This window comes from Psychrobacter sp. AntiMn-1, from assembly GCF_001854065.1.
Lineage (GTDB): Bacteria > Pseudomonadota > Gammaproteobacteria > Pseudomonadales > Moraxellaceae > Psychrobacter > Psychrobacter pacificensis.
The window spans coordinates 868,480-893,532 of the sequence record NZ_CP012969.1; the positions used below are offsets into that span (position 1 = coordinate 868,480).

The 25,053-nt window shown below is 45.2% G+C and carries 18 protein-coding genes and 1 pseudogene; 7 read left to right on the top strand and 12 right to left on the bottom strand.

The annotated features are described in order from the left end of the window. Positions 1 to 23: 23 nt before the first annotated feature. A pseudogene (locus AOT82_RS13620) lies at positions 24 to 970 on the bottom strand (IS3 family transposase); the annotation flags it as partial. Positions 971 to 1,148: 178 nt separating this feature from the next. Between AOT82_RS13620 and AOT82_RS03530 the strand changes: the two are divergent. Then, entirely contained in the window at positions 1,149 to 1,490 is a 342-nt protein-coding gene (locus AOT82_RS03530) for a hypothetical protein (protein WP_071001835.1), read from the top strand. Between the two features lie 121 nt (positions 1,491 to 1,611). Here the strand turns inward: AOT82_RS03530 and AOT82_RS03535 are convergent, their stop codons facing one another. From AOT82_RS03535 to AOT82_RS03585, 11 genes are all read right to left on the bottom strand, one after another. Then, positions 1,612 to 3,255, bottom strand: a complete 1,644-nt coding sequence (locus tag AOT82_RS03535; RefSeq protein ID WP_071001836.1) for a BCCT family transporter — start codon at positions 3,253 to 3,255, stop codon at positions 1,612 to 1,614. A 166-nt stretch (positions 3,256 to 3,421) separates the two neighbouring features. Further along, positions 3,422 to 4,687: a PQQ-dependent sugar dehydrogenase gene (locus AOT82_RS03540; protein WP_071001837.1), complete on the bottom strand. Its 1,266-nt coding sequence runs from the start codon at positions 4,685 to 4,687 to the stop codon at positions 3,422 to 3,424. A 208-nt stretch (positions 4,688 to 4,895) separates the two neighbouring features. Next, the gene (gene clpB / locus AOT82_RS03545; protein ID WP_071001838.1) at positions 4,896 to 7,493 is read right to left on the bottom strand and encodes an ATP-dependent chaperone ClpB; all 2,598 of its coding nucleotides are present in this window, start codon (positions 7,491 to 7,493) and stop codon (positions 4,896 to 4,898) included. 298 nt (positions 7,494 to 7,791) lie between these two features. After that, a complete protein-coding gene (locus tag AOT82_RS03550; RefSeq protein WP_228724567.1) occupies positions 7,792 to 8,133 on the bottom strand; it encodes a L,D-transpeptidase family protein in 342 nt (113 codons plus the stop codon). 107 nt (positions 8,134 to 8,240) lie between these two features. Next, complete coding sequence (locus AOT82_RS03555) at positions 8,241 to 9,047, bottom strand: SDR family NAD(P)-dependent oxidoreductase (RefSeq protein WP_071001839.1); 807 nt, start codon at positions 9,045 to 9,047, stop codon at positions 8,241 to 8,243. 72 nt (positions 9,048 to 9,119) lie between these two features. After that, complete coding sequence (locus tag AOT82_RS03560; RefSeq protein ID WP_071001840.1) at positions 9,120 to 10,823, bottom strand: AMP-binding protein; 1,704 nt, start codon at positions 10,821 to 10,823, stop codon at positions 9,120 to 9,122. Positions 10,824 to 11,090: 267 nt separating this feature from the next. Then, positions 11,091 to 12,209 (bottom strand): DNA topoisomerase IB, encoded by a 1,119-nt coding sequence (locus tag AOT82_RS03565; RefSeq protein ID WP_071001841.1) that lies wholly within the window; start codon positions 12,207 to 12,209, stop codon positions 11,091 to 11,093. 312 nt (positions 12,210 to 12,521) lie between these two features. Beyond that, positions 12,522 to 12,806, bottom strand: coding sequence for a pyrimidine/purine nucleoside phosphorylase (gene ppnP / locus AOT82_RS03570; protein WP_071001842.1), 285 nt, complete (start codon positions 12,804 to 12,806; stop codon positions 12,522 to 12,524). A gap of 42 nt (positions 12,807 to 12,848) precedes the next feature. Further along, a protein-coding gene (gene prfB, locus AOT82_RS03575) for a peptide chain release factor 2 (protein ID WP_156770966.1) occupies positions 12,849 to 13,944 on the bottom strand; the annotation gives its coding sequence in 2 pieces (ribosomal slippage) (positions 12,849 to 13,871 and positions 13,873 to 13,944; 1,095 coding nt in all). Between the two features lie 115 nt (positions 13,945 to 14,059). After that, a complete protein-coding gene (locus tag AOT82_RS03580; RefSeq protein WP_071001844.1) occupies positions 14,060 to 14,761 on the bottom strand; it encodes an HAD family hydrolase in 702 nt (233 codons plus the stop codon). Between the two features lie 237 nt (positions 14,762 to 14,998). Further along, positions 14,999 to 15,535 carry a gamma carbonic anhydrase family protein gene (locus AOT82_RS03585; RefSeq protein WP_071001845.1) on the bottom strand — a complete coding sequence of 179 codons (537 nt, stop codon included), beginning with the start codon at positions 15,533 to 15,535 and terminating at the stop codon, positions 14,999 to 15,001. A gap of 270 nt (positions 15,536 to 15,805) precedes the next feature. Between AOT82_RS03585 and AOT82_RS03590 the strand changes: the two genes are divergently transcribed. The 6 genes from AOT82_RS03590 (at position 15,806) to AOT82_RS03615 (ending at position 25,013) form a co-directional block, all read left to right on the top strand. Then, complete coding sequence (locus AOT82_RS03590) at positions 15,806 to 16,357, top strand: phosphatase PAP2 family protein (protein WP_071001846.1); 552 nt, start codon at positions 15,806 to 15,808, stop codon at positions 16,355 to 16,357. A gap of 284 nt (positions 16,358 to 16,641) precedes the next feature. Next, a complete protein-coding gene (carA, locus tag AOT82_RS03595; RefSeq protein ID WP_071001847.1) occupies positions 16,642 to 17,883 on the top strand; it encodes a glutamine-hydrolyzing carbamoyl-phosphate synthase small subunit in 1,242 nt (413 codons plus the stop codon). Positions 17,884 to 18,035: 152 nt separating this feature from the next. Next, on the top strand, positions 18,036 to 21,299 hold the full coding sequence (gene carB / locus AOT82_RS03600) for a carbamoyl-phosphate synthase large subunit (protein ID WP_071001848.1): 3,264 nt from the start codon (positions 18,036 to 18,038) through the stop codon (positions 21,297 to 21,299). Positions 21,300 to 21,625: 326 nt separating this feature from the next. Further along, positions 21,626 to 22,102 (top strand): transcription elongation factor GreA, encoded by a 477-nt coding sequence (gene greA, locus AOT82_RS03605; protein ID WP_071001849.1) that lies wholly within the window; start codon positions 21,626 to 21,628, stop codon positions 22,100 to 22,102. 502 nt (positions 22,103 to 22,604) lie between these two features. After that, positions 22,605 to 23,507 carry a hypothetical protein gene (locus AOT82_RS03610; RefSeq protein ID WP_071001850.1) on the top strand — a complete coding sequence of 301 codons (903 nt, stop codon included), beginning with the start codon at positions 22,605 to 22,607 and terminating at the stop codon, positions 23,505 to 23,507. A gap of 237 nt (positions 23,508 to 23,744) precedes the next feature. After that, positions 23,745 to 25,013 (top strand): putative DNA modification/repair radical SAM protein, encoded by a 1,269-nt coding sequence (locus AOT82_RS03615; RefSeq protein ID WP_071001851.1) that lies wholly within the window; start codon positions 23,745 to 23,747, stop codon positions 25,011 to 25,013. Positions 25,014 to 25,053 lie beyond the last annotated feature (40 nt).

Here is a 25,053-nt window from a genome sequence, read left to right on the forward strand (position 1 = left end):
TCCGACAATACCGGGGCGGTTCAATCATATCTCATGGTTCTGTTAAAGCGCTCTACATACGCATTTTGCTGTGGATTGCCAGGTTCAATATAGCTTAAGATGATGCCTTGCTGTTCAGCCCAGTCTTTGAGCGCATTGCTGATGTATTCAGGGCCGTTATCGCATCTTATCTGCACAGGTTTGCCTCGGTACTCAATAAGCTGATTAAGACTGCGTATGACCCTCCCGGCCGGTAGCGAGAAGTCGACTTCAACGGTGAGTGCCTCACGGTTGTAATCATCAATGATATTGAACAGTCTAAAGCCGCGGCCATCAGTTAAGCTGTCGTGCATAAAGTCCATGCTCCAGCTTTGGTTAATCCTATCAGGTACTGCTAATGGTATTGGTTTAGCACGTTTAATGCGACGCTTAGGCTTGATTCTAAGGTTGAGTTCAAGCTCGCAGTAGATGCGATATACCCGCTTATGGTTGTACGGCAGTCCTAGCACATTACGCAAGGCTAAAAAGCACAAGCCAAAGCCCCAGTTCTTGTTCTCATCAGTCAGTTTGATAAGTAAGTCCGCTATTTGCTGGTTCTCATCTGTTACCACCGACTTGTGATAATAACAGGTGACGCTGATGTTAAAGATACGGCAAGCACGGCGTATGCTAATGCTACGATCTTCAATGTAGTGACAAACCAACGCTTTGCGCCTTTGGGGCGCTACCACTTTTTTGACATAGCATCCTGTAGGATGTCGGATTTAAGACATTCATCAGCGTACATCTTCTTTAAGCGGGCATTTTCAACTTCAAGCTCTTTAAGACGGCTGATAAGTGTGGCGTCCATACCACCATATTTAGATCGCCAGTTGTAGAAGGTGCTTTGGCTGATGTTATGCTCACGGCAGAGCTCGGTAATAGGGACGCCTTGTTCGGCTTGTTTTAGGATGTTGACGATTTGGTTGTCGCTAAAGCGTGTCTTTTTCATAGGATTCTCCTGCTGGTGTATTTTAGCAGTTAATCTCTATTTGTAAGTGTTCTTATTTATTGGGGGGATTACCAGTCCATAGCCATTCATTAGTTATTATAAAACTTTAAGTGCTATATCGATCTATCAATAACGTGACGAGCGGTAATAGAACGCTTGCAAATAAGGACATCACATCATGCAAAAAACGCTATCTAAATTATCACTGCCTACACTGGCGCAATCCCTCAAACCATCATTAGCTGTCGTCTCCTTGGTATTAGCACTGGCGGGTTGCAGCGCTACGCCTGGCGCAGTTACTCCCACGCAACCTGCAACAGATAACAGTCAAATGCTTGAAAACACCTTAACTCACTGTCCAACCTCTCGCTCTGAGAAGACCATGTGTACCATGCAATATGATCCAGTCTGTGTAAAAACGAAAGTTGGCTCAGTGATAAGCTACCGTACGGCAGGTAATGCTTGCTCGGCCTGTAACATACCTGAGGCCATTAGTTATACCAAAGGTGAATGCAGTTAATTCATAAGAATACTTCATTCCAAAAAATATATTTGAGTAGCCACAAAGAAGCCCCAATTTAAAAATAAATTGGGGCTTCTATTAATGATTAGAACAATGGTTAAAATAACGATTTTACTGCTTAGTCACCCTTAACAATCTTAGGTGGGCCTTTGAGTAAATGCTCATCAACAAACTCATCTGCAGAGTTATGATCTGCTGACTCATCTGTGATATAGCTTTGCTGCGCACGGTAAAGAATCAGACGATCACGTCCTAATCCGCGTAACAACGCATACATTATGACAAAAACCACTAAAGCAAATGGCAATCCTGCTACGATGGCAGCTGCCTGCAAAGCAGACAATCCACCAGCCGCTAACAATATGGCAGCGATAACGCCTTCTGTGGTTGCCCAAAACAAACGCTGAATCTTTGGTGGATTGGTATCGCCACCAGCGGTCAGCATATCGATAACAAAACTGGCCGAATCTGACGAAGTCACAAACCAAAGCATAATCATGACAACAATCATTAACGTAATCGGTTTGGCTAGTGGGTAGTACTCAACTAGCTTAAAGATTGCGCTACCGGTATCTGCTTGTACTGCTTCAACCAAACCTGGGCTAATACCTGTCACAGCAGAGGCAAGCTCCATATGAATCGCTACGCCACCAAAGGTCGTGAACCAAAAGAACAAGATAAGCATAGGGATTAACAGTACCCCAAACGTAAACTCACGGATGGTACGACCACGAGAGATACGGGCAATAAAGATACCAACGAATGGTGCCCAGCTCACCCACCATGCCCAATAAAATATCGTCCAAGCACTTTGCCAATCTGTTCCACTATAAGACTCGCCCCACGTACCCAAAGGCACGAGTACAGTCAGATAGTTGCCGATATTTTCGATAAAGCTATCAAAGATAAAGAGCGTTGGCCCTAAAGCCACCATGAATACCAATAAAACGATTGTAAAACCGATATTGATATCACTAAGGCGCTTAATACCTTTATCCAGACCCATCATAACGGAAGCGGCTGCAAGCGCTGTGATGAAAGCGATCAAACCGAACTGTACAGTGAGACTATTCGGCGTGCCAAATAGTTTCTCAAGTCCCGCATTGATCTGCATCACTCCAAGCCCGAGTGAGGTGACCACACCAAACATCGTACCGAACACGGCCAAGATATCGACCGTATGCCCCCAGCGACCATAGATTCTTTTGCCGAGCAAAGGATACAAAGTTGAGCGAATCGATAAAGGCAAACCGCGACGAAAATGAAAATACGCTAACGACAGTGCCACAATCGTATAGATGCCCCAAGCGTGTAGACCCCAATGCATAAATGAGATATTCATCGCTTGCTTTGCGGCTTCAACCGTTTCGGCCTCGCCCATTGGTGGTGCCATAAAGTGATACAACGGCTCCGCTGTACCCCAGTAGACAAGACCAATACCAATACCAGCAGAGAACAACATACCAATCCAAGAAAACAGATTGTACTGCGGTCGCTCCGTTTGGCTGCCTAAACGAATATCACCATAGCGACTCATTCCTAAGTAAATGCAAAGCCCAAGCGCTGTATTCACTAAGATAATAAATAACCAACCGAACTTATCGGTAATAAAATTCTGTAAAAAACTAAAAACCGCCCCTGCTGTTTCAGTGAAAAGCGCGCCGAAAATAATAAATCCAACGATCAACAGTGACGATGTAATAAACACAGGTTTACTCACCCGTGGAAAAGGTCCTAATCTGCCTACTTTTACTTCTTCCATGTGCAAGTCTCAAAATTTAAGGAATATTACCTTAACAAAATAGGCTTTAACTATCAATCAATTACAAAATAAAACTTGATAAAACCTTTAACTTATTCTAATAAGATTGATAGTTTTTTTAAAATGTCTACATAAATACAGATTTAAAAGCAGCTTTATCATGATGTTATTTAGGCAATAATCTGAGTAATCGTCCACCATCACCATCTTCCAATACCCACACTTGTCCATCGACTGCCAGCACGCTACGAACACGCTCACCCATGTCATAACGATAGCGTTCAGTAGCACTATCATCTTCATCGACACTTACGACAATAAGCGCTTTTGAAGATAAACCACTGATTAAAAAATCGCCTTGTAATGCTGGAAAGTCATTGTGGCTACCAGCCGTATATAGACTCAGTGATGACGGTGAAATAACGGGTGTCCATGTGATTTTAGGCATTTCAAACTCAGGGCGAGTGTCGTGATCTGGGATTGGTGTACCTGAATAATTACGACCATTTGATACAATCGGCCAGCCGTAGTTTTTGCCTTTTTCAATCAGATTAAATTCATCACCGCCCTTTGGCCCCATCTCGTTTGCCCAAAGCCTGCCGCTTTCATCAAATCTTATGCCGAGCACATTGCGATTGCCCATTGTCCAAAACTGAGAGGCAATGTCATTGCTATCATTGACAAATGGATTGTCCTTTGGAACCGAGCCGTCAGCATACAATCTAATAATCTTACCTAGATTCATGCTCATATTTTGTGCAGGCTCTTTTTTCTGGCGTTCTCCTGAGCTGATATATAGATACTGTCCATCAGGTGAAAACAATAAGCGATGGCTATAATGACCTTGCCCCGTGACTTTTGGAGATTGCTCCCAAATAGGCGTGATGACCTGTAGTGTGGGCGCATTTGTGCCTAATCCTGCCAGTGTCGCTTTGATTACTTTTGCCCCAAACTTATTACTATCACCCCCCTTTCCTGCTTCTACGTAGCTGATATATACAGCATTAGAAGTCGCAAAATCTGGTGCTAATATAATATCTCCCAAACCACCTTGACCACCATAGGCCACTTTAGGGATGCCTGCTACTTGTGTCTTGCTACCCGTCGCCGTGTCTACAATGAATAACTCTCCTGTTTTTTGCGTCACTAGTAGTTTGGGCGCTTTGCCATCTATACTGGGTAGTGCTGTCATAGCCCAAGGCTCATCAAAAGTGGCGACCGCTTTGGTTGTAAACTCAGGCTTGTCTGCGCTAACTTGAGCATCACTTGTCCGCATATCTGCTTTAGAGGTTTGGCTCTCTTTCTGTTCTGGTACGTTGTTGCTGGTATTGACGGTTGCAGGATTGGAGCAAGCTGATGTACTAAACAATAAAGCCGCAATGAGTAACGGCGATGTTAAGGGCAGACTTACACGTTCAATAGGGGTTGTCATGGTTTTGTCCTTTCTATCCAATTGGCATTTATTTTATTGGTCATCCATTTATTTATAGCATAGTCTTGATATTTAAGAGATATTTAAATGGTAAAAAAACAGTAACGCAAAATACCACCATAAACGAAAAACCCCTTACCTACGATTGTAGATAAGGGGTTTGTTGTGGGAGTATCGTGAGGTCATAAAGACGTCAAAGCCAATGACATTAGCTCATTCTAAGCTTATCAAAAGTCAGTTGGTCATCACTACCCACATCGATTTTAATGATGTCACCCGCGACAAAGTCGCCCGCCAAGAGTTTTAATGACAATGGGTTTTCGATCTCCTGTTGAATAGCACGCTTCAAAGGACGAGCGCCATAAACAGGATCATAGCCCACGGCAACCAATTTATTCATGGCATCTGATGATAGCTCAATATCCATCTCACGCTCTTGGATGCGCTGACGCAAACGATTCAATTGAATATCAGCAATACCTGCCATCTGCGACATACCAAGCGGATGGAATACTACGATTTCATCAATACGGTTGACGAACTCTGGACGGAAATGCTGCCCAACAGAATCCATTACTTCCGCTTTAATATCCTCGTAACTTTCGCCAACCATTTCTTGAATCTTGTGCGAACCCAAGTTACTGGTCATGATAATGACGGTGTTTTTAAAATCTACCACCCGACCTTGCGAATCGGTTAAGCGACCATCGTCCAATACTTGTAGCAAGATATTGAACACATCTGGATGCGCTTTTTCTACTTCATCGAACAATATGACGCTATATGGCTTACGGCGTACCGCTTCAGTCAACGTACCGCCTTCTTCGTAACCAACGTAACCTGGAGGTGCCCCTACAAGACGACTGACACTGTGTTTTTCCATATATTCACTCATGTCGATACGTACGATTGCATCTTCAGAGTCAAACAAGAAGTTCGCTAGCGATTTGGTCAGCTCAGTTTTACCAACACCTGTAGGTCCTAAGAATAAGAACGAGCCTGAAGGACGGTTGGGATCAGATAATCCTGCACGGCTACGACGTACCGCATTGGCCACCGATTCGACCGCTTCGTTTTGACCGATAACACGCTCATGGAGCTTTTCTTCCATTGCGATCATTTTGTCACGCTCGCCTTGCATCATTTTACTGACTGGGATACCAGTGGCGGCTGCCACCACTTCTGCAATTTCATTGTCGGTGACTTTATTACGTAGCAGTTTGACACCACTACCTTCACCTGTCTGCTCTTTTTGCTCAGCCAAGTCAGACTCATGAATACGTCGTTCTAACTGCGGAATGGTCTCGTATTGCAGCTTACTCATGGTCTCGTAGTCGCCTTCGCGGCTGGCTTTGTCATAAGCGATACGGGCTTTATCTAGCTCGTCTTTTAGCTGTTGACTGCCTTTGACCAACGCTTTCTCTGCCTGCCAAACTTCATTAAGATCAGCGTACTCTTTTTCTAACTCTGCTATTTGCGCATCGAGCACTTTACGTTCTGATTGCGCGCCCGCATCTTCTTCGTTTTTGAGGACTTCGCGCTGCATTTTTAGCTGAATGAGGCGACTATCGAGCTTACCTAATGATTCAGGCTTACTGTCCATCTCCATGCGCAAGCGGCTGGCCGCTTCGTCAATTAAATCAATCGCCTTATCTGGTAGCTTACGGTCAGTGATATAGCGATGGCTCATGCGCGCAGCAGCAATGATGGCGCTATCTTGAATATCGACGCCATGGTGCAGCTCGTAACGCTCTTTTAAACCCCGTAATATCGCAATAGTATCTTCGACCGTTGGCTCATCGACCAAAACCTTTTGAAAACGACGTTCAAGCGCAGCGTCTTTTTCGATGTACTGGCGATACTCATCAAGGGTGGTCGCACCAACGCAGTGCAGCTCACCGCGTGCCAGTGCAGGTTTTAGCATATTACCCGCATCCATTGCACCTTCAGACTTGCCTGCACCAACCATCGTATGCAGCTCATCGATGAACAAAATGACATTGCCTTCTTGTTTGGCCAAATCGCTCAGTACGCCTTTTAGACGCTCTTCGAACTCACCGCGGAATTTTGCCCCTGCAATCAGCGCGCCCAAGTCTAATGACAACACTTCTTTACGGCGCAGACCTTCTGGTACGTCGCCATTGATGATTTTTTGTGCCAAGCCTTCGACGATGGCTGTTTTACCAACGCCCGGCTCACCGATGAGTACAGGGTTGTTTTTGGTACGGCGCGACAGTACCTGAATGGTACGGCGAATTTCTTCGTCACGGCCAATGACTGGATCTAGTTTGCCAAGCTCTGCTTGCTCAGTCAGATTAATCGTGTATTTGTTGAGTGCATCACGCTGATCTTCAGCGTTTTGGTTATTGACCGTATCATCACCGCGCAGCTGCTCAATGACCGCTTTTAGTTTGCTTGCCGTCACACCTGCACTTTCAAATATTTTTTTGGTTTCGCCTTGCTCAGCGAGTGCCAACATGACCCATTCAGTCGCAATAAAATCATCGCCTTCTTTTTGCGCCTGACGATCTGCCAAGTTCAGAATTTTGACTGAGTTTGGGTTTAGATTGACGTCACCTGTTGGCTCCGAAATGGTCGCTTGGTTATCGAGTGCTTTGGCAACGCCATTTTTTAGCGCTGGAATAGAAGCGCCTGCTTGTTGGCAGATAGATAAATTAGATTCATCTTGTAGCAATACCGCAAGCAAATGCACAGGATCAATGCCCGTATGATCACGACCTAACGCTAGGCTCTGAGCTTCTTGAATCGCCGATTGCAGTTTTTGCGTAAACTTCTCAAATCTCATGTTTATATCCTTTTATAATTGGTATTATCAGTAATCGCGTTCATCTCTGGCGTCACTGTTATCTGTCATTTATATAAGGTATGCATACGGTTATTTCAAGACAACAAATCAATAAAACCTTACTTAAGACAATGATATTTATTATTAACAATATTTAAATGGGCTATTAATACCAGATAAAGGAAATTAGTAGGTAAGAAATGCCATTTTATTGTTGTAAATTCAAGAGAAATCTCCGTTGAATATGGTAATAAGCAATGCACTTATTGAGTATAGACCCAATCATAATCCGACTATGCTACTCCACGATTTCAATAGGCGTACCAAGTATCACCGATACCATAATCTCATCCATCTCGGTATTGGTCACCGCGATACAACCATCGGTCCAATCGCGTCGTTGATTCAACCAGCCCAAATGTCCAAAGCCATTCATTTGCCCATGAATCATAATGTCGCCGCCCGGATTGACCTCTAATGACTTCGCTCGTGCCTTGTCTTCATCATTTGGATAGCTAATATGGATAGAGCGATGTGCAATAACACTGGCGCTGATAACGACAGTAACGCCAATACTGATCAGCCAGCTATATGGGCTCAGCTTATCTGATGAGTGTGTTTTTTTGCAAAAAAATGACATAGGCTTTGATCCTCATGATGAGTTTTTTGTCATTAATCATATGTATCAAAGCACTATGTCAGACTATTTAGATAAGTTTTGTGCAAAACGAATGAATTACTCAAATGTTACACCATACGAATTGCCCCATCTAAGCGGATGACTTCACCATTTAGATAGGCATTATCAATGATATGAGTGACCAGCTTGGCAAACTCATTGGGAGCGCCCAAACGTTTGGGATAAGGCACGCCTGCTTCTAGCTGCTCGCGAGCTTTTTCAGGAATGCTCTCCATCATCGGGGTAGCAAAGACACCTGGCGCGATGGTCATAACGCGGATGCCATGACGTGCCAGCTCACGAGCAAGCGGCAAGGTCAGACCAACCACGCCTGCCTTGGAAGAAGAATAGCTGGCTTGACCCACTTGACCATCAAAGGCTGCGATAGAAGCTGTATTAATAATAATGCCTTGATCTACATTCTTTTGTACATGGTTTTTTTCTGCATGCTCGCCTGCATTGCTATCATTCGCTATGCGTTTGGCAATGCTAGCCGCGACCAAACGCGCAACGTTAAATGAACCGACCAGATTGACATTGACCCCGCGGCTAAATGACTCAAGGTCTGCCGGATTGTTATCACAATCCAGTAGCTTTTGTACCACTACGATACCCGCACAGTTGATTGAGCCTTGTAAGCCGCCAAAAGCTGACTCTGCCATTTCAACCGCTGATTGTACTTCATCGCCTTTAGTGATGTCACAGCGCACAAAGCGCGTACTATCACCCAGCTCAGCGACCAGTGCTTGCCCTGCTGATTCGTTTAGATCAGCGATGACGACGTTGCCGCCTTGAGAGACAATTGCCCGAGCCACTGACTCACCCAAACCTGATGCACCACCTGTGACCAAAAAGCTGTTTTCTTGAATTTGCATGATTATTCCTTTAAATCTTCATTTTTTATTAGCTGTTTTCTATGAATTATCTATAAACGCTCTATCGGGTAGTTACGCGGCAGATAAACTGCGTAGCAAAAAGCGTTGAATTTTGCCACTTGGTGTTTTTGGTAACTCGGTCACAAACTCGACCTCACGTGGATAGGCATGAGTGGATAGACGTTTACGCACCAGCTCTTGAATTTCTTTGGCGATTTGCTCGCTACCTTCGACGCCTTCTTTTAATACCACATAAGATTTGATCGTATGTCCACGCACTTCGTCTGGCACGCCCACAGCCGCAGATTCTGCCACTGCGTCATGCTCTAAGACGGTGTTTTCGACATCAGTAGGCCCCACGCGGTAACCTGCCGTAATGATAATGTCATCATCACGTCCTGAGAACCAATAGCTGCCGTCACTATGACGCTCAACCACATCACCTGTCAGATAGTAGTCATCTACAAAGGCTTGCTTCTCATTCCAGCTATAACCACGGAAATAAAACGCAGGTGACTGACTAACCACGACTGCTAACTGTCCTTGCTCACCATCTGGTAGTACCTTCATATTATCATCCAATACGACCAGCGTGTGACCTGGTAGCGCCATTCCCATCGAGCCAACTGGTGATTCGTGTTTTAGCGCATGATGCGCACAGCACGTCATGCCCGTTTCTGTTTGACCGTAATGATCTTTTACCTGACAGCCCAGATAGGTCTCGACCCAGTTAACGACTTCGGTGTTCAATGTTTCCCCTGCCGAGTTGGCACAGCGCAAAGCGAGTTTGGCGTTATTGTCTTCATTAACGTTGTCAAAAACGCCGCTGGATTTCATCATACGAAATGCCGTTGGTGAAGAGGCCAAATTGGTGATCTGATGACGCATCATAAAGTCGCGCGTATTGGTCGCGTCAAATCCTGCTTCATTAAAATAAGTCGTGATCCCTAATAGCAGTGGCCCTGTGATGGCGTAATACAATCCATACGCCCAGCCAGGATCGGCCATGTTCCAATATTGATCGTCTGCGCGTAGGTCAATGGCATAACGCATATAGAGATAAAACGCAGGTAAGGCTGATAATGGCACACTCACGCCTTTTGACTTACCGACTGTCCCTGAGGTAAACATCTGCAAAAATGGTGCATCCGTATCGAGCATAACGGGTTCTATCGTTTGCGCCTGTGATTCCATGGACTGACGGTAGTGATCGTCACCCCACGTCTGAGCATCTTCAGTACTGCCGACCAATACCATTTTGGTTTGCACAGCCAAATCATCAAACTTGCTGCGGTTCTCTACATTGGTAAAAACGACTTTGGTATCGGCTTTATCCATGCGATATTTGATTGAGTCATAGCCAAAAGCGGTGAATAATGGCTGATATACCGCGCCGATGCGCCATGTTGCCAATACAACGGTCAGTAGCTCAGGTGTACGCGGTAGCATCGTCGCTACTTTGTCCCCCGCTTTTACGCCATACGACTGTAGTAAGTTAGCGACTTGCGCACTGGCTTTATCAAGCTCACCAAAGCTCATGCGCGTGACATTGCCTGCCGTATCTTCGTGTACCAGTGCAGCATTATCCGCGCGGCCATCACGGACATGACGACCACAGCACGCCATATAGGCATTTAAGCGATCGTCGACATGTTCGCCAAAGATTTCTGACAGCAATGTATCCATGTCAAAATTATTATAATAATCGGTATAGTTTTTTGGTGTCGTTGAAGCATCTGTGTGACTGAGGGTAGGAGTTTGAGAAGCGGTATTCATAAGCTAATCCTTTAGCAATAGCAGATAAAATGATATTCATATTGTAAAACGGTCACATCCTATAGACCGTTTAATATCTTTGTATTTAACATGCTCTATTAGTAACGTATTTTTATACTTATTTCAATACATAACGTATCATTTTTATTTTATATAAATAAGCATGACCTATAACTATTTATCATCAAATAGCTAATAGTAAACTTAAAAAACTTGTAGGATCAAATATTTAAATTATTTTTGAAGTACTTTCTCAAGAATCGATATTTAACGATCAGCACTGAGAAAACCTAGTAAGGCTTTCTCCTCACAGCTTTGGTATTTTTTCGTACGACCGCGGCGTGCTTGTTTGTAGTCATCATAAAATTCCCCTGCCAAAAAACGCTCAATAATGATGGGGTGAATATACGACGCGCGGCATACGGTTGGCGTATTGCCCAGCTCTGCCGCCACGCTTTTTACCATATCGGTGACCAGCTGCTGACGCTCAGCACTTTCTGGTGCGCTGGCAAGTATGTTAGCGCCTGCCGTCGTTTGTAGCTCATCATATAGATAACTTGCCGCGAGTACACTTGCCATCCATGTTCGAAAATCTTTTGCACTATATAATTTGCTTTCGCAGTCCATACCGCATGTATGCATTCGCAAGTAGTCGTTGATATCGCTACTGTCGACGACTTGTTTATGTCCATTGTCATCTAAGTATTTAAATATTTGATAGCCCGGCAGCTCAGAACATGCCTGCACGATGTCAATCAAACGCTCATCTTGCAGCTCAATGTGGTGTTCTTTGGCGCTTTTTCCGACAAAATCAAACGCCAGTCCATTATCCGTTTCGCTGACATGCTTACTACGTAGCGTACTCAGACCATAGCTTTTATTTTGCTTGGCATAGCGGCTATTACCGATACGAATCAACGTGGTTTCAAGCAATTTGACCACGGCAGCGAGTACATTGGTGCGTGACAATGATTCTGCTTCCAAATCTGTCTCGACCTGCGCGCGTAAATTGGGCAGCGCCTCTGCAAAGCCTATCATTGCATCAAACTTGGCTTGGTCACGAATATTATTCCACGAGGGATGATACAAGTACTGCTTGCGTGATTTTTCGTCGCGTCCTGTCGATTGCAGATGGCCTTTTTCGTCTTGGCATATCCACACCTCTGACCACATGGGCGGTATCACCAATGCATCAAACCGCTGACGCAACGCTTTGTCTTTGACTGTCTTGCCCGTTGCATCACGATAGGTAAAGCCGCGGCCCCAACGTCTACGCTCATAACCTGGTTCGTCGTCACTCACATAACGCAGATTGGCACGGCGTGCGAGACGCTCATAGTCATGGCGCACATCCTGCGTTGTCGACTGCTCATTTGTTTTGCCCATAAAAACACTCTTCTAATAATTTTATGGTTTTAGCATAATCAACTGCGCTTATTTTTGCTGTTTGTTTGCCACGGACAAAGTGTAATCCTGTGTAAAATAAAGCCACTCGCCCTCGCCGATCATGATCTTTGGGCGCACTTATGGCAAAACTATCTCACGTTCTATGAAACCAGTTTGCCATCAAGCACGACGGAGACGATGTGGCGCAATCTGCTTGATAAGGGTAAGCTAGAGAATGACATGCCCACAAAAAAAGCCAAGCATCAAATACTTGGCTTTTTTTATTTTGATACTACTTTACAATAAAAGTGATTATTTACCGTATACACATAAATAAGCGGTTTCGACGTCAACTTTTACTTGGAATTTTTGATTGGCTTCAACGGTGAAGTGCTCGCCAGCATTAAACGTTTGCCATTCATCACTCTCTGGTAGCTTGACCATCAATGCACCGCTCACCACGCTCATGGTCTCAAACTCACTGGTGCCAAATTCATACTCACCAATTTCCATAACACCTACCGTTGCAGGCTTGGTTGCTGTTTGAAAGGCAATCGAAGTGACTTTATTATCAAAATAATTATTTACGCTTGGCATAATCTTCCTTAATTACATGTTAGTTGGTATTTGAATTCTATTTTATAGACCTGCTTTTAGACTGGCTTCGATAAACTGATCGAGGTCGCCATCTAGTACCGCGCCCGTGTTGAAGGTTTCAACGCCGGTACGCAGATCCTTGATACGAGAATCATCGAGCACGTATGAGCGAATCTGGCTGCCCCAGCCGACATCAGACTTATTGTCTTCAACCGCTTGTTGTTTTTCCATACGTTTTTGCATCTCAAGCTCATAGAGCTTAGCACGCAGCATCTTCATTGCCGTGGCTCTGTTACCGTGCTGACTACGCTCATTCTGACAAGTCACCACCACACCACTTGGCTCATGGGTAATACGTACCGCAGAATCTGTCGTGTTGACGTGCTGACCGCCCGCTCCTGAGGAGCGATAGGTATCGATACGCAAATCCGCAGGATTGATGTCAATCTCGACATTATCATCAATCTCAGGCGAGACAAACACCGCCGCAAATGAGGTATGACGACCATTGTTGCTATCAAATGGTGACTTACGTACCAAACGATGGACGCCAATCTCGGTACGCAGCCAACCAAACGCATAATCGCCTTTAATCTCAATGGTGGCCGACTTGATACCCGCGACACTGCCAGCAGACACTTCAATCACATCTACCTTAAAGCCATGAGCTTCCGCCCAGCGTGTATACATACGCAGCAGCATCTCCGCCCAGTCTTGTGCTTCGGTGCCGCCACTGCCCGACTGGATATCCAAGTAGCAGTTGTTTGGATCCATCTCGCCGCTGAACATACGGCGGAACTCTAGATCAGCCACGCGCTGCTCAGCATCATCTAGCTCGCTTTGCACGTCAGCTAGCAAGGACTCATCCTCTGCTTCTACTGCCAACTCTAGCATGGCAGACGCATCTTCTAGCGTGGTTTCAAGAGAGAGCACCACATCGATGACACCATCAAGGTGGCTTTTTTCTTTATTGATCTTGGTGGCACGCTCTGGATCATTCCACAGCTCTGGGTTTTCTAGCTCTAAATTGACTTCTTCTAAGCGTTCTTGCTTACCATCGAAGTCAAAGATACCTCCGCAAATCCTGCCCGCGCTCGGATAAATCTTTAATCTGTTCTTGATACGGATTGATTTCCATAAGTGTTCCTGTTTTTCTAAAAAAATAAATAACGCATTTGGCGCTATTTTAAATGAGATTAAGCATAAATGGTTGTCTAATTATTCTTGTTCCTACTATTACTAGATTAAGCAATCTAGATTGACCAATCTTCTATGGCCCAGCGATGCGCCAAGGCATGAGCATGTAGCGCCTCATCAGGTGACACACAGATCGCCACATCCGCCCATTCTAGCAATGGAATGTCGTTTTTGGAGTCTGAATAGGCATAGGTTTTTTCAAAGGTGATGCCCGCTGCTTGCTGCTTATCAAGCCACTTATCTAAATGGTAGATCTTGCCTGCCTGAAAGTTTGGTTTATCAGTCAGCTTGCCCGTATAACGATTGTCTTTGATCTCAAGCGGCGTAGCCAATACATTGGCTGACTCAATGCCAAAGCGCTTGGCAATAGCGGACACCACAAAATCGTTGGTTGCAGAAATAATCACCACATCGTGCCCTTGCTCAATATGCTGGCACAATGCTTCCATTGCTTTTGGGCGAATATGCGGCTCAATTTCACTTTTGATATAGTCTTCTCTTAGCTTATCAAGTCTATCAAGCGGCAGACTACTCAAAAACTGCGCGACGAATTCATTGTACTCTGTCGCATCTAACGTCCCTTCGATATAGTCATTATAAAACTTCTGGTTGGCTGTACGGTACTCAGCCTCATCGACAAGGTCGTGCTTGACGATATACTCACCCCACAGATAGTCACTATCGACATCCAGTAAGGTATGATCTAAATCAAATAACGCCAGTTGTTTTTGTTGTTTTTGTGCTGGATTTGCCTGCATGGTGAGACCTTATCGTTGGTTGCGAAAAAATATGAATCTTTTAGGGCGTGTTGAACATTCGCAAATAGGCACTGCTGATCGCTAAAATGGTTCCAGACAAGGCACAAAGCGACGATAATGCAGATGCCTTAGCGAGATTTGTAACGCAGTATGGGGCAATTTTAGCATCAGACCTAACGATAAAAGCAGAGGATAGGACTCTTTTTTGCCGCTTCATCGTTAAAAATAAGCGCTTAGTTAATCAGGCATCGCTATTTCTGTTAAACCTGTTTTGAATTTTTGACAACGCTCAGCATAATGCAGCGCTGACATTTTCAACATCGCTACTTGCTCATCTGTCAGTGTCTTGACCACTTTTGCAGGTGCGCCCATCACTAGTGAGTTATCAGGAATAACCTGACCTTCAGTAATTAAAGCTTTCGCCCCTATCAGGCAGTTTTTACCTATTTTGACATTATTGAGTACCACCGCACCGATACCAACCAGACTGTTATCACCGATCTCACAGCCATGCAGCATCGCTAGATGGCCAATAGTCACGTAATCACCGATAGTCACTTTGATACCTGCATCAGTGTGAATCACACTATTTTCTTGCACATTACTATAGTCGCCGATATGAATACGATCGTTATCGCCGCGTATCACCGCACCAAACCAAACATTGGCCTGATGACCCAAATACACATCACCGATTACTTGTGCTGAGTCAGCAATCCAACCGTTGAACGGTACAGCAAACTCAGGGGTTTTGTCTAAATATTTAAATATCATCGTTTTTCCTTAGTAAGGATAATGTTATTTTGGAGTAAGTCATTGGTTATACCACAATCATTTTTATGCTTATTTGATTCGCATGTCAAAGAAGCATCTCACTTTGGACCTTTGGACCATAGCCATAAAAAATATATTTTACAGTATACAATCCCATTTAATACCTTATCGTATGTCCACTTTATAGTACAATTAGCAAGGCCAACATTCTCATTTTGCTATCGTAGCGCCTGCCCTAACAAGTACCGCTACCCTACTAAGGACGCATCCATGCTTCGCGAAACACACGTACCTATTATTATCTTGTTGGCAAGTAGTGTGATCATCACCGCGCCCAGTTATGCTGAAGATACCTCAAGTTTGGAGAGAGCCGGTGACATTGTTGCGGTTGCCATACCTGCCATTGCTTATGGCAGCACGCATTATATGAATGATAAAGAGGGACGTCAGCAATTTTATCAATCATTTGCTACCAATCTTGCCGTGACCTATGCTGTGAAGTCAACCATTAATAAAGAGCGCCCTGACCATAGCGACAATGACTCCTTCCCATCAGGACATACTTCTTTGGCATTTCAGGGCGCAAGCTTCATTCATAAACGCTATGGATTAGAATATAGTATTCCAGCTTATGTTGGCGCAACTTTTGTGGGTTATAGCCGTGTTAAAGCGGAAAAACATGATGTGGCTGATGTATTTGCTGGTGCAGCACTAGGGGTTGCCAGTAGTATGTATTTGACCAAAAGCTATAACGATCAGCTTCTCCTCACAACCAATCTTGCGCCTGACTATTACGGGCTGTCTATCCACTACCAGTTTTAATCACTCAGTTTTCCCTTGATACTAGCCATAAGTTACTATTTTGTATATAATACGCAAAATCTGTGCCTAAGCGAGCGGACATGATGCAAGTTACCTATTCACTATCTAGTGGGTTTTGTAGTTTTCATCAATAATGTCTTCTCGCTTTTTTGTGGAAAATTTTTGTGTGTCGTCCTTTTATTACTTCTATATGACAACAGTCAAATGCCGTAAATAAAAGGATACGGAGCAATTTTAGACCAACAAAACATGATGGCACTCACCAATAACAGCGGAGGCAATCCTTGAATTCATCGGTAGAAACACAAGCAATTTTGGCACTAGCAGACGGTACAATTTTTCGCGGTGTCAGTATCGGCAGCCTAGGTCATCGTGTTGGTGAGGTCGTATTTAATACCGCCATGACAGGGTATCAAGAAATTCTAACCGATCCAAGTTATGCGCGACAGCTGGTGACCTTGACATATCCGCATATCGGTAATACAGGCACCAATGCCGAGGATACCGAGTCTGGTAACGGTCACAAAGTATGGGCAGACGGTCTGATCATCCGTGACGCCACTATGGCCACTTCTAACTTCCGCAACTCTGAGTCGCTTAGCGACTATCTACAGCGTAACAATACCGTCGCTATCGCTGAAATTGATACACGCCAGTTGACCCGCCTATTACGTGATAAAGGCGCACAAAACGGTTGTATCATGACTGCCTCAAACGGTGAGACGATCAGCGTTGAAGATGAGCAAAAAGCGATTGAGCTGGCACAAGGCTTTGCAGGTCTAAAGGGCATGGATCTGGCAAAAGAATGCTGCACGACAGAAAGCTTTGAATGGACAGCAGGCACATGGGATCTATCAGACACCCTACTCAACCGTGACGTGGCGGGTAGCCATGACAGTGGTACTGGCGGCTTCTTTAAGCAGCTCGGCACTCATATCGATGCCAAATTCAACGTCGTCGCTTATGACTTCGGTAGCAAAACCAATATCCTACGTATGCTCGTCGACCGCGGCTGCCATGTGACGGTTGTCCCAGCACAAACGCCTATTGCTGATGTGCTCGCGATGAACCCAGACGGTATCTTCTTATCAAATGGCCCTGGCGATCCTGCCGCCTGTGACTACGCTATCGACGCCGTACGTCACATTATTGAAGAAACAGACGTACCAACGTTTGGCATCTGCTTAGGTCATCAGCTAATTGGTCTTGCCAGCGGCGCCAATACCATCAAAATGAAAACGGGCCACCATGGTGCCAACCATCCAGTACAAGATCTAGCGACTGGCACAGTGATGATCACCAGTCAAAACCATGGCTTTGCGGTTGATGAAGACACGCTACCAGAAAACGTTAAGTCAACGCATCGCTCATTATTCGATGGTACTAACCAAGGCATCGAGCTGACCAACAAGCCAGTATTTAGCTTCCAAGGTCACCCAGAGGCCAGCCCTGGCCCGCATGATTGTGGTCCGCTATTTGATAAGTTTGCTGAGATGATGGAAGCGGCTAAAACTGCTCAAGCTTAACGATTCATTATAACTTGATAATAAGTCAATGCTTGAATCGCTAAAAGCGGTTTGAGCAGTACTGTAACAACGCATTGTAAGTATAAAACGCCATAAGCGTTATCAAAAATAAAGATTACTTAAAATATCATCAAACGAAGGTAGCTCTAACTATGCCAAAACGTACCGACATAAAAAGCATTCTTATCATTGGCGCAGGCCCCATCGTTATCGGCCAAGCGTGTGAGTTTGACTACTCAGGCGCACAGGCGTGTAAAGCACTACGCGAGGAAGGCTACCGTGTCATCTTGGTCAACTCAAACCCTGCGACCATCATGACCGACCCTGTCATGGCAGATGCGACCTATATCGAGCCGATCACGTGGCAGACGGTTGAGCAAATCATTGCCAAAGAGCGTCCTGATGCAATCTTGCCAACCATGGGCGGACAGACCGCGCTCAACTGTGCGCTAGATCTAGATAAGCATGGCGTACTGACTAAGTACGACTGCGAGCTAATTGGCGCCACCAAAGACTCAATTGAGATGGCAGAAGATCGCGACTTATTCGACAAGGCGATGAAACGTATCGGCCTTGAGTGTCCGCGCGCTGAAACGGCTGAAACGATGGAAGAAGCTTTTGCCACGCAAGAAAAGATGGGCTACCCCTGTATCATTCGTCCCTCATTCACCATGGGTGGTTCGGGCGGCGGTATCGCTTATAACCGCGATGAGTTCATCGAGATTTGTGAGCGCGGCTTTGATTTATCACCAAATCATCAGCTACTCATCGATGAGTCACTCATCGGTTGGAAAGAGTACGAGATGGAAGTGGTTCGTGACAAAAACGACAACTGCATCATTATCTGTGCCATCGAAAACTTTGACCCAATGGGCGTACATACAGGCGACTCAATCACTGTCGCACCCGCGCAGACCTTGACCGATAAAGAATACCAAATCATGCGTAATGCGTCATTAGCAGTATTGCGTGAGATCGGTGTCGAAACAGGCGGCTCAAACGTCCAGTTCGGTATCAACCCTGATACGGGACGTATGGTCGTCATCGAGATGAACCCACGTGTATCACGCTCGTCTGCCCTCGCCTCAAAAGCGACTGGCTTCCCGATTGCCAAAATCGCGGCAAAACTGGCAATCGGTTATACGTTAGATGAATTGCAAAATGACATCACAGGCGGCAAAACGCCAGCCAGCTTTGAGCCTGCGCTTGATTACGTTGTCACCAAGATACCTCGTTTTAACTTTGAAAAATTCCCACAAGCGGACAACATCCTATCGACTCAGATGAAATCGGTTGGCGAAGTGATGGCGATCGGTCGTAACTTCCAAGAGTCGATGCAAAAGGCATTACGCGGTATGGAAACTGGCGCGGATGGTTTCGATGAGCAAATTGATTTATCCAAAGTCAGTGCTGAGAAGGCTCGTAGTGAGATTATCAACCGCTTAACCATTCCAACGCCTGAGCGTATCTATTACGTTGCTGATGCCTTCCGTGTCGGTATGAGCGTTGATGACGTATTTAATTACACCAAGATTGACCCGTGGTTCTTGGTACAAATCGAAGACATCGTTAAGACTGAAGCGACGGTAAAATCACTCGGCTTTGGTGGCTTAAACGAAAACAACCTACGTCGCTTTAAGCGTAAAGGCTTGTCAGATTTGCGTTTGGCTAAATTGCTTGGTATCTCACAAAAGCAACTACGCAAAAAGCGTTGGGATTTAGGCGTCTATCCCGTGTATAAGCGTGTCGATACCTGTGCTGCAGAGTTTGCGACCAGCACCGCTTATATGTACTCAACCTACGATAGCGAATGTGAAGCCAATCCAACTGACAAGAAAAAAATCATGGTCATCGGTGGCGGCCCTAACCGTATCGGTCAAGGTATCGAGTTTGATTATTGCTGTGTACATGCAGCGCTTGCCATGCGTGAAGACGGCTATGAGACCATTATGGTCAACTGTAACCCAGAAACGGTTTCAACCGATTATGACACCTCCGACCGTCTGTACTTTGAGCCAATCACATTAGAAGACGTGCTAGAAATCGTCCGTATCGAAAACCCAGACGGTGTGATTGTGCAGTTCGGTGGCCAAACGCCATTGAAACTTGCGCGTGCGCTAGAATCAGCGGGCGTAAAAATCATCGGTACGAGTCCTGATGCGATCGACCGCGCTGAAGACCGTGAGCGCTTCCAACACATGATTCAGCAGCTAAACCTTGTACAACCATCGAACGCTTTAGCAACCAGCTTAGAAGATGGCTTGGTTAAAGCAAAAGACGTGGGCTATCCATTGGTGGTACGTCCATCTTATGTGTTAGGTGGCCGCGCGATGGAAATCGTCTATAACGAAGATGAGCTAAAACATTACCTGCGCACCGCAGTACAAGCCTCAAACGAAGCGCCTGTCCTGCTTGATCGCTTCTTAGATGACGCTATCGAAGTCGATGTCGACTGCGTATGTGATGGTAATGATGTCGTCATCGGCGGTATCATGCAACATATCGAACAGGCAGGTGTCCACTCAGGTGACTCAGCATGTTCACTACCACCATATTCATTGTCTGATGAGCTATGTGATGTGATGCGCGCCCAAACCATTGCTATGGCAAAAGAGCTTGGCGTTGTCGGTCTGATGAATGTTCAGTTTGCGGTCAAAGGCGAAACCGTATATATTTTGGAGGTGAACCCACGTGCTGCACGTACCGTACCGTTTGTCTCTAAGTGTATCGGTACTTCGCTAGCTCAGGTCGCGGCTCGCTGTATGGCTGGCACCTCGCTCAAAGACCAAGGCTTTACGACTGAGATTGTTCCAGCATTTTATGCGGTCAAAGAAGCGGTGTTCCCATTTGCTAAGTTCCCAGGTGTTGATCCCATCTTGAGTCCTGAGATGAAATCAACAGGCGAAGTCATGGGCGTGGGCAAAACCTTTGGTGAAGCATTTTACAAAGCTATCATCGGTAGTAATGAGCGTCTGCCGGGTCTGCCTACTGAAGGCGAGACCAAGACGGTCTTTATCTCAGTTCGTGATAGCGACAAAGGACAAATCGCCCCAATCGCCCGTCAGCTTGCAGATTTCGGTTTTAATATCGTATCAACCACTGGCACGCAAAAAGTACTGAGCGACGCTGGTATCGAAAGTCAGCAAATCAACAAGGTCACTGAAGGTCGCCCGCACATCGTTGATGCCTTGAAAAACGGCAAAATTGACCTGATTATCAATACGACCGAAGGCAAGCAGGCACAAGAGGATTCGTTCTCTATCCGCCGTAGTGCGCTACAGGGCAAGGTATTCTATGTCACGACGTTAGGCGCAGCCGATGCGGTTTGTAAATCTTATGCCATTGACTTACCGTTTGATGTCTATAAGTTACAAGATTTGCATGAGCAAGCAAAGTCTATTGACGCGGCTGAATAATTTCAGTAGATTAAGCATAACCGCTAAGCTTATATAAAAGCTTAGCCAAGACTTGTTATTGATTATTTTGTGATAATCATACGTTAAAAAAACAATATCTTGAAAGAGACAAACCTACAAAAGCATAGTGGCTGAACTGCGACTATGCTTTTTATTACGTAAGGTTCAGTGCGCTTGGTGCTAAAAGTAGAGGTGCTAACACACAACAGCCTATTTACTAACGACACCATCTGAACCCCGCTCTTTTTATATTTCATACTCATTGCAACAACACTGGCACCATCTCCTTATGAGATGGTGTGGTGTTATTGGTTTAAGGAAAAAACATGCAACGTTATCCCATGACTCCGCAAGGACATGCAGCTTTAGAAGCTGAATTAAAACAGTTAAAAAGTGTCGACCGTCCACGCATCACCGCATCGATTGCTGAAGCCCGCGAGCACGGCGATTTAAAAGAAAACGCTGAATACCACGCTGCCCGTGAGCAACAAGGCTTTTGCGAAGCGCGTATTCGTGATATCGAAGCCAAGCTTGGCGGCGCACAAATCATCGATCCTTCAACATTGCCAAAAGAAGGTCGTGTCGTGTTTGGCGTCAGCGTCATAATCGAAAACATGGACACTGAAGAAGAAAAACAGTACAAAATCGTCGGCGATGATGAAGCCGATTTCAAGGCTGGCAAAATCTCAGTTAACTCACCGATCGCTCGTGGCCTCATCGGTAAGTTTGAAGGCGATGAAGTACGTATCGAAACGCCAAAGGGCGTGGTGGAATACGAAGTGATGAAAGTTATCTACGACTAATAAGACTCACTATTTCTGGTCATCCGTAGGCGTGATGCTTTCAAGGCTGGATGAAAGGCGCTTTGAATAATAGCTCTTTAAATACTAGTTCTCTTAAATAGCAAACATGTTTGACAGTGACAGATACGGCTGGCTATTCGCTACCCAATAACATGAATATAAGCAACATTACGTATTGATAGCATTTATACCGTTTCGGTTACACAATGCAGCTTTTATACACGATTTGTTTTGGCACATAATTATTTGAGTTTTTAGTGCATCGTAATTTTTATATTAGGTGATATTACCCACATAATATCGATGTAAATTTATACTGAAGCACTTTTACTCAAAATAATGATGGTCTGATTATAGACACCGACTATCGTCAGTACTGATACCCTCGTTATTTGGCATACTTTTTGGTGTCATTTAGCGGGGGTTTTGCTTGTTTAGACGTTAATTATTGCTGTTTTACTTATTGCTGCTTTTTTTTATTGATACTGTTAAGGAGTCTATTATGACCATGAAATCTTATACACCATCAGCACTAACCACCACGGTATCTGCAATGCTCGCAGGTATGGTGCTTGCATCCTCAGCCCATGCCGATCCTGAGATTGCGATTAGCTCATCTGCTGGTGGTAGCACGACGGTAGTTGAACAATACTCTGATGGCAAAACAGCCACTATTACTGCGACACCTAACGGTATCACCATGCAAGATGGCATGCCTTATGCCGTGACAAAAGTGACGACTGTGCCGCGCTATGTCGTTCGCCAATCTCCTGTGGTTCAAGGCAGCACGACTGTCACAAGCGTACCTGTAACCAATCGAGTGACCAATAGCGTCACCAAGGTAGACGTCGTCACGGCGCCAGTTAGCACTGTGACACAAGCCCTGCCTGTCACTACCGCTACTCCATTACCTGTGATGAATGCCCCAGCGACAACCGTCATCACTAACCAGCCATCTATCCATCCATCTGTGAGCAATCAAATCACGACGACCACGTTAGATACCTTGCAATTGACCCCGACTTTTAGCACGCCGGGTGTCGTCAATGCAAACACCAAGGTCATGAAAATCATGAAGAATAGTGCTGGACGTGAAGTTGCGGTGCCTGCCAACCATATCGCCCCTGGTGATATCATTGAGTATCACACCACATACACCAACACCACGGCACAGCCAGTTAATGACATCAATGCTATGGTTTCATTGCCAAGCGGCGTCCAGCTGGTATCGTTAAATAGCCCATTACCAACGTTTGCCACCACTGGCGGCGACACTTATAAAACCATTCAGCAAGTTGGCAATACCGTTGTTGTGCAAGAAAACTACTCTGGCCTGAAATGGAACTTAGCAAATCTTAATGCCAATGGTAATCAAACCGTCGTGATACGTGCCAAGGTTCAATAAATAATGCACTCACTACAAAATACGTATCTTTAACAGTATCATGTTGCAAAGGGTCTTGAATATTCAAGGCCTTTTTTAATGTATGTCATATCGAGTAGCATGTATGCTCGCTCACAACCTCTTGATGGATACGACACTATCTGTCGTGTTATTTTTTAAATTTTCTTATAAATACAATGACTTAATACATATTTTGGTAAAATGGTTACTCGTTAATTAATTGGTAACAACCGACTTATGGCAAACATCAATTATGAAAGATTACAGGGCAAGCTCAATATCTTGGCTGACGCTGCCAAGTATGATGTCTCTTGCTCCTCCTCCGCTGGTACTCGCAAAAACCAAGGCGGCGCTCTAGGCGATGCCTCAGCAACCGGTATCTGTCACAGCTATACCGAAGATGGTCGCTGCGTCAGTCTGCTAAAAATTCTTTTGACCAACCATTGCATCTATGATTGCGCGTATTGTACTTCACGTAAAAGCAACGACACGCCGCGCGCTGCTTTTACGGTTGAAGAAGTGGTTGATTTGACCATGCAGTTTTATCGCCGCAACTATATTGAGGGGCTATTTCTCAGCTCTGGTATATTCAAAAGTGGCGACTATACGATGGAGCGACTGGTCGAAGTTGCCAAGCTCCTGCGTACTCGCGAGCGTTTTAACGGTTATATTCATCTAAAAACTATTCCTGGCGCTTCAAAAGAGCTATTGCTAGAGGCAGGACTATATGCAGACCGTCTGAGCGTCAACATCGAAATTCCGACTAAGTCAGGGCTCGCATTGCTTGCGCCTGAGAAGTCACATGATGAGCTAAAAGCACCGATGGAAACGGTTAAAGAAGAGATTATAACTATCCGTGAGAGTCGCAAAACCCACAAAAAAGCGCCTAAATTTACGCCCGCGGGTCAGACCAGTCAAATGATCGTCGGTGCAAGTAACGAGACGGATCTGCAAGTGATTCAGCTATCGAGTCACTTTTACAAAACCTACGATCTCAAGCGTGTCTATTACTCAGGTTATGTACCGATGCTCTCTGATAATCGCTTGCCAGCGATTGGGACCCCTGTGCCGATGGTGCGCGAGAACCGTCTATATCAAGCAGATTGGTTAATGCGTTTTTATGGGTTTGGTGCGCATGAAATTGTCGAGCCAGAATCGCCATTTTTGGACTTAGACTGTGACCCAAAACTGGCGTGGGCGATACGCCATCGCGAGCATTTCCCCGTCAATATTCAGACAGCGACTTATGAGATGATCGTGCGTATCCCTGGCATCGGTACCAAGACGGCCAAAAAAATCGTCAAAGCGCGCAAATTTAACCAGTTGACGCTCTATCATCTAAAAAAGATGGGAGCCGCGGTCAACCGTGCCAAGTATTTTATCGCAACCACTGGCAAAAACGAGCACCTTGCCCATTTGACACGCGATAACTTCCGTCAGTATGTACTGGCGCAAACGCAGACCAAGTTTAAAGATCAACGTAGCGGACAGCTAGCGTTGTTTTAAATTTGGCATTGTCATAAATATAAATCAATCTAGGGCGTGT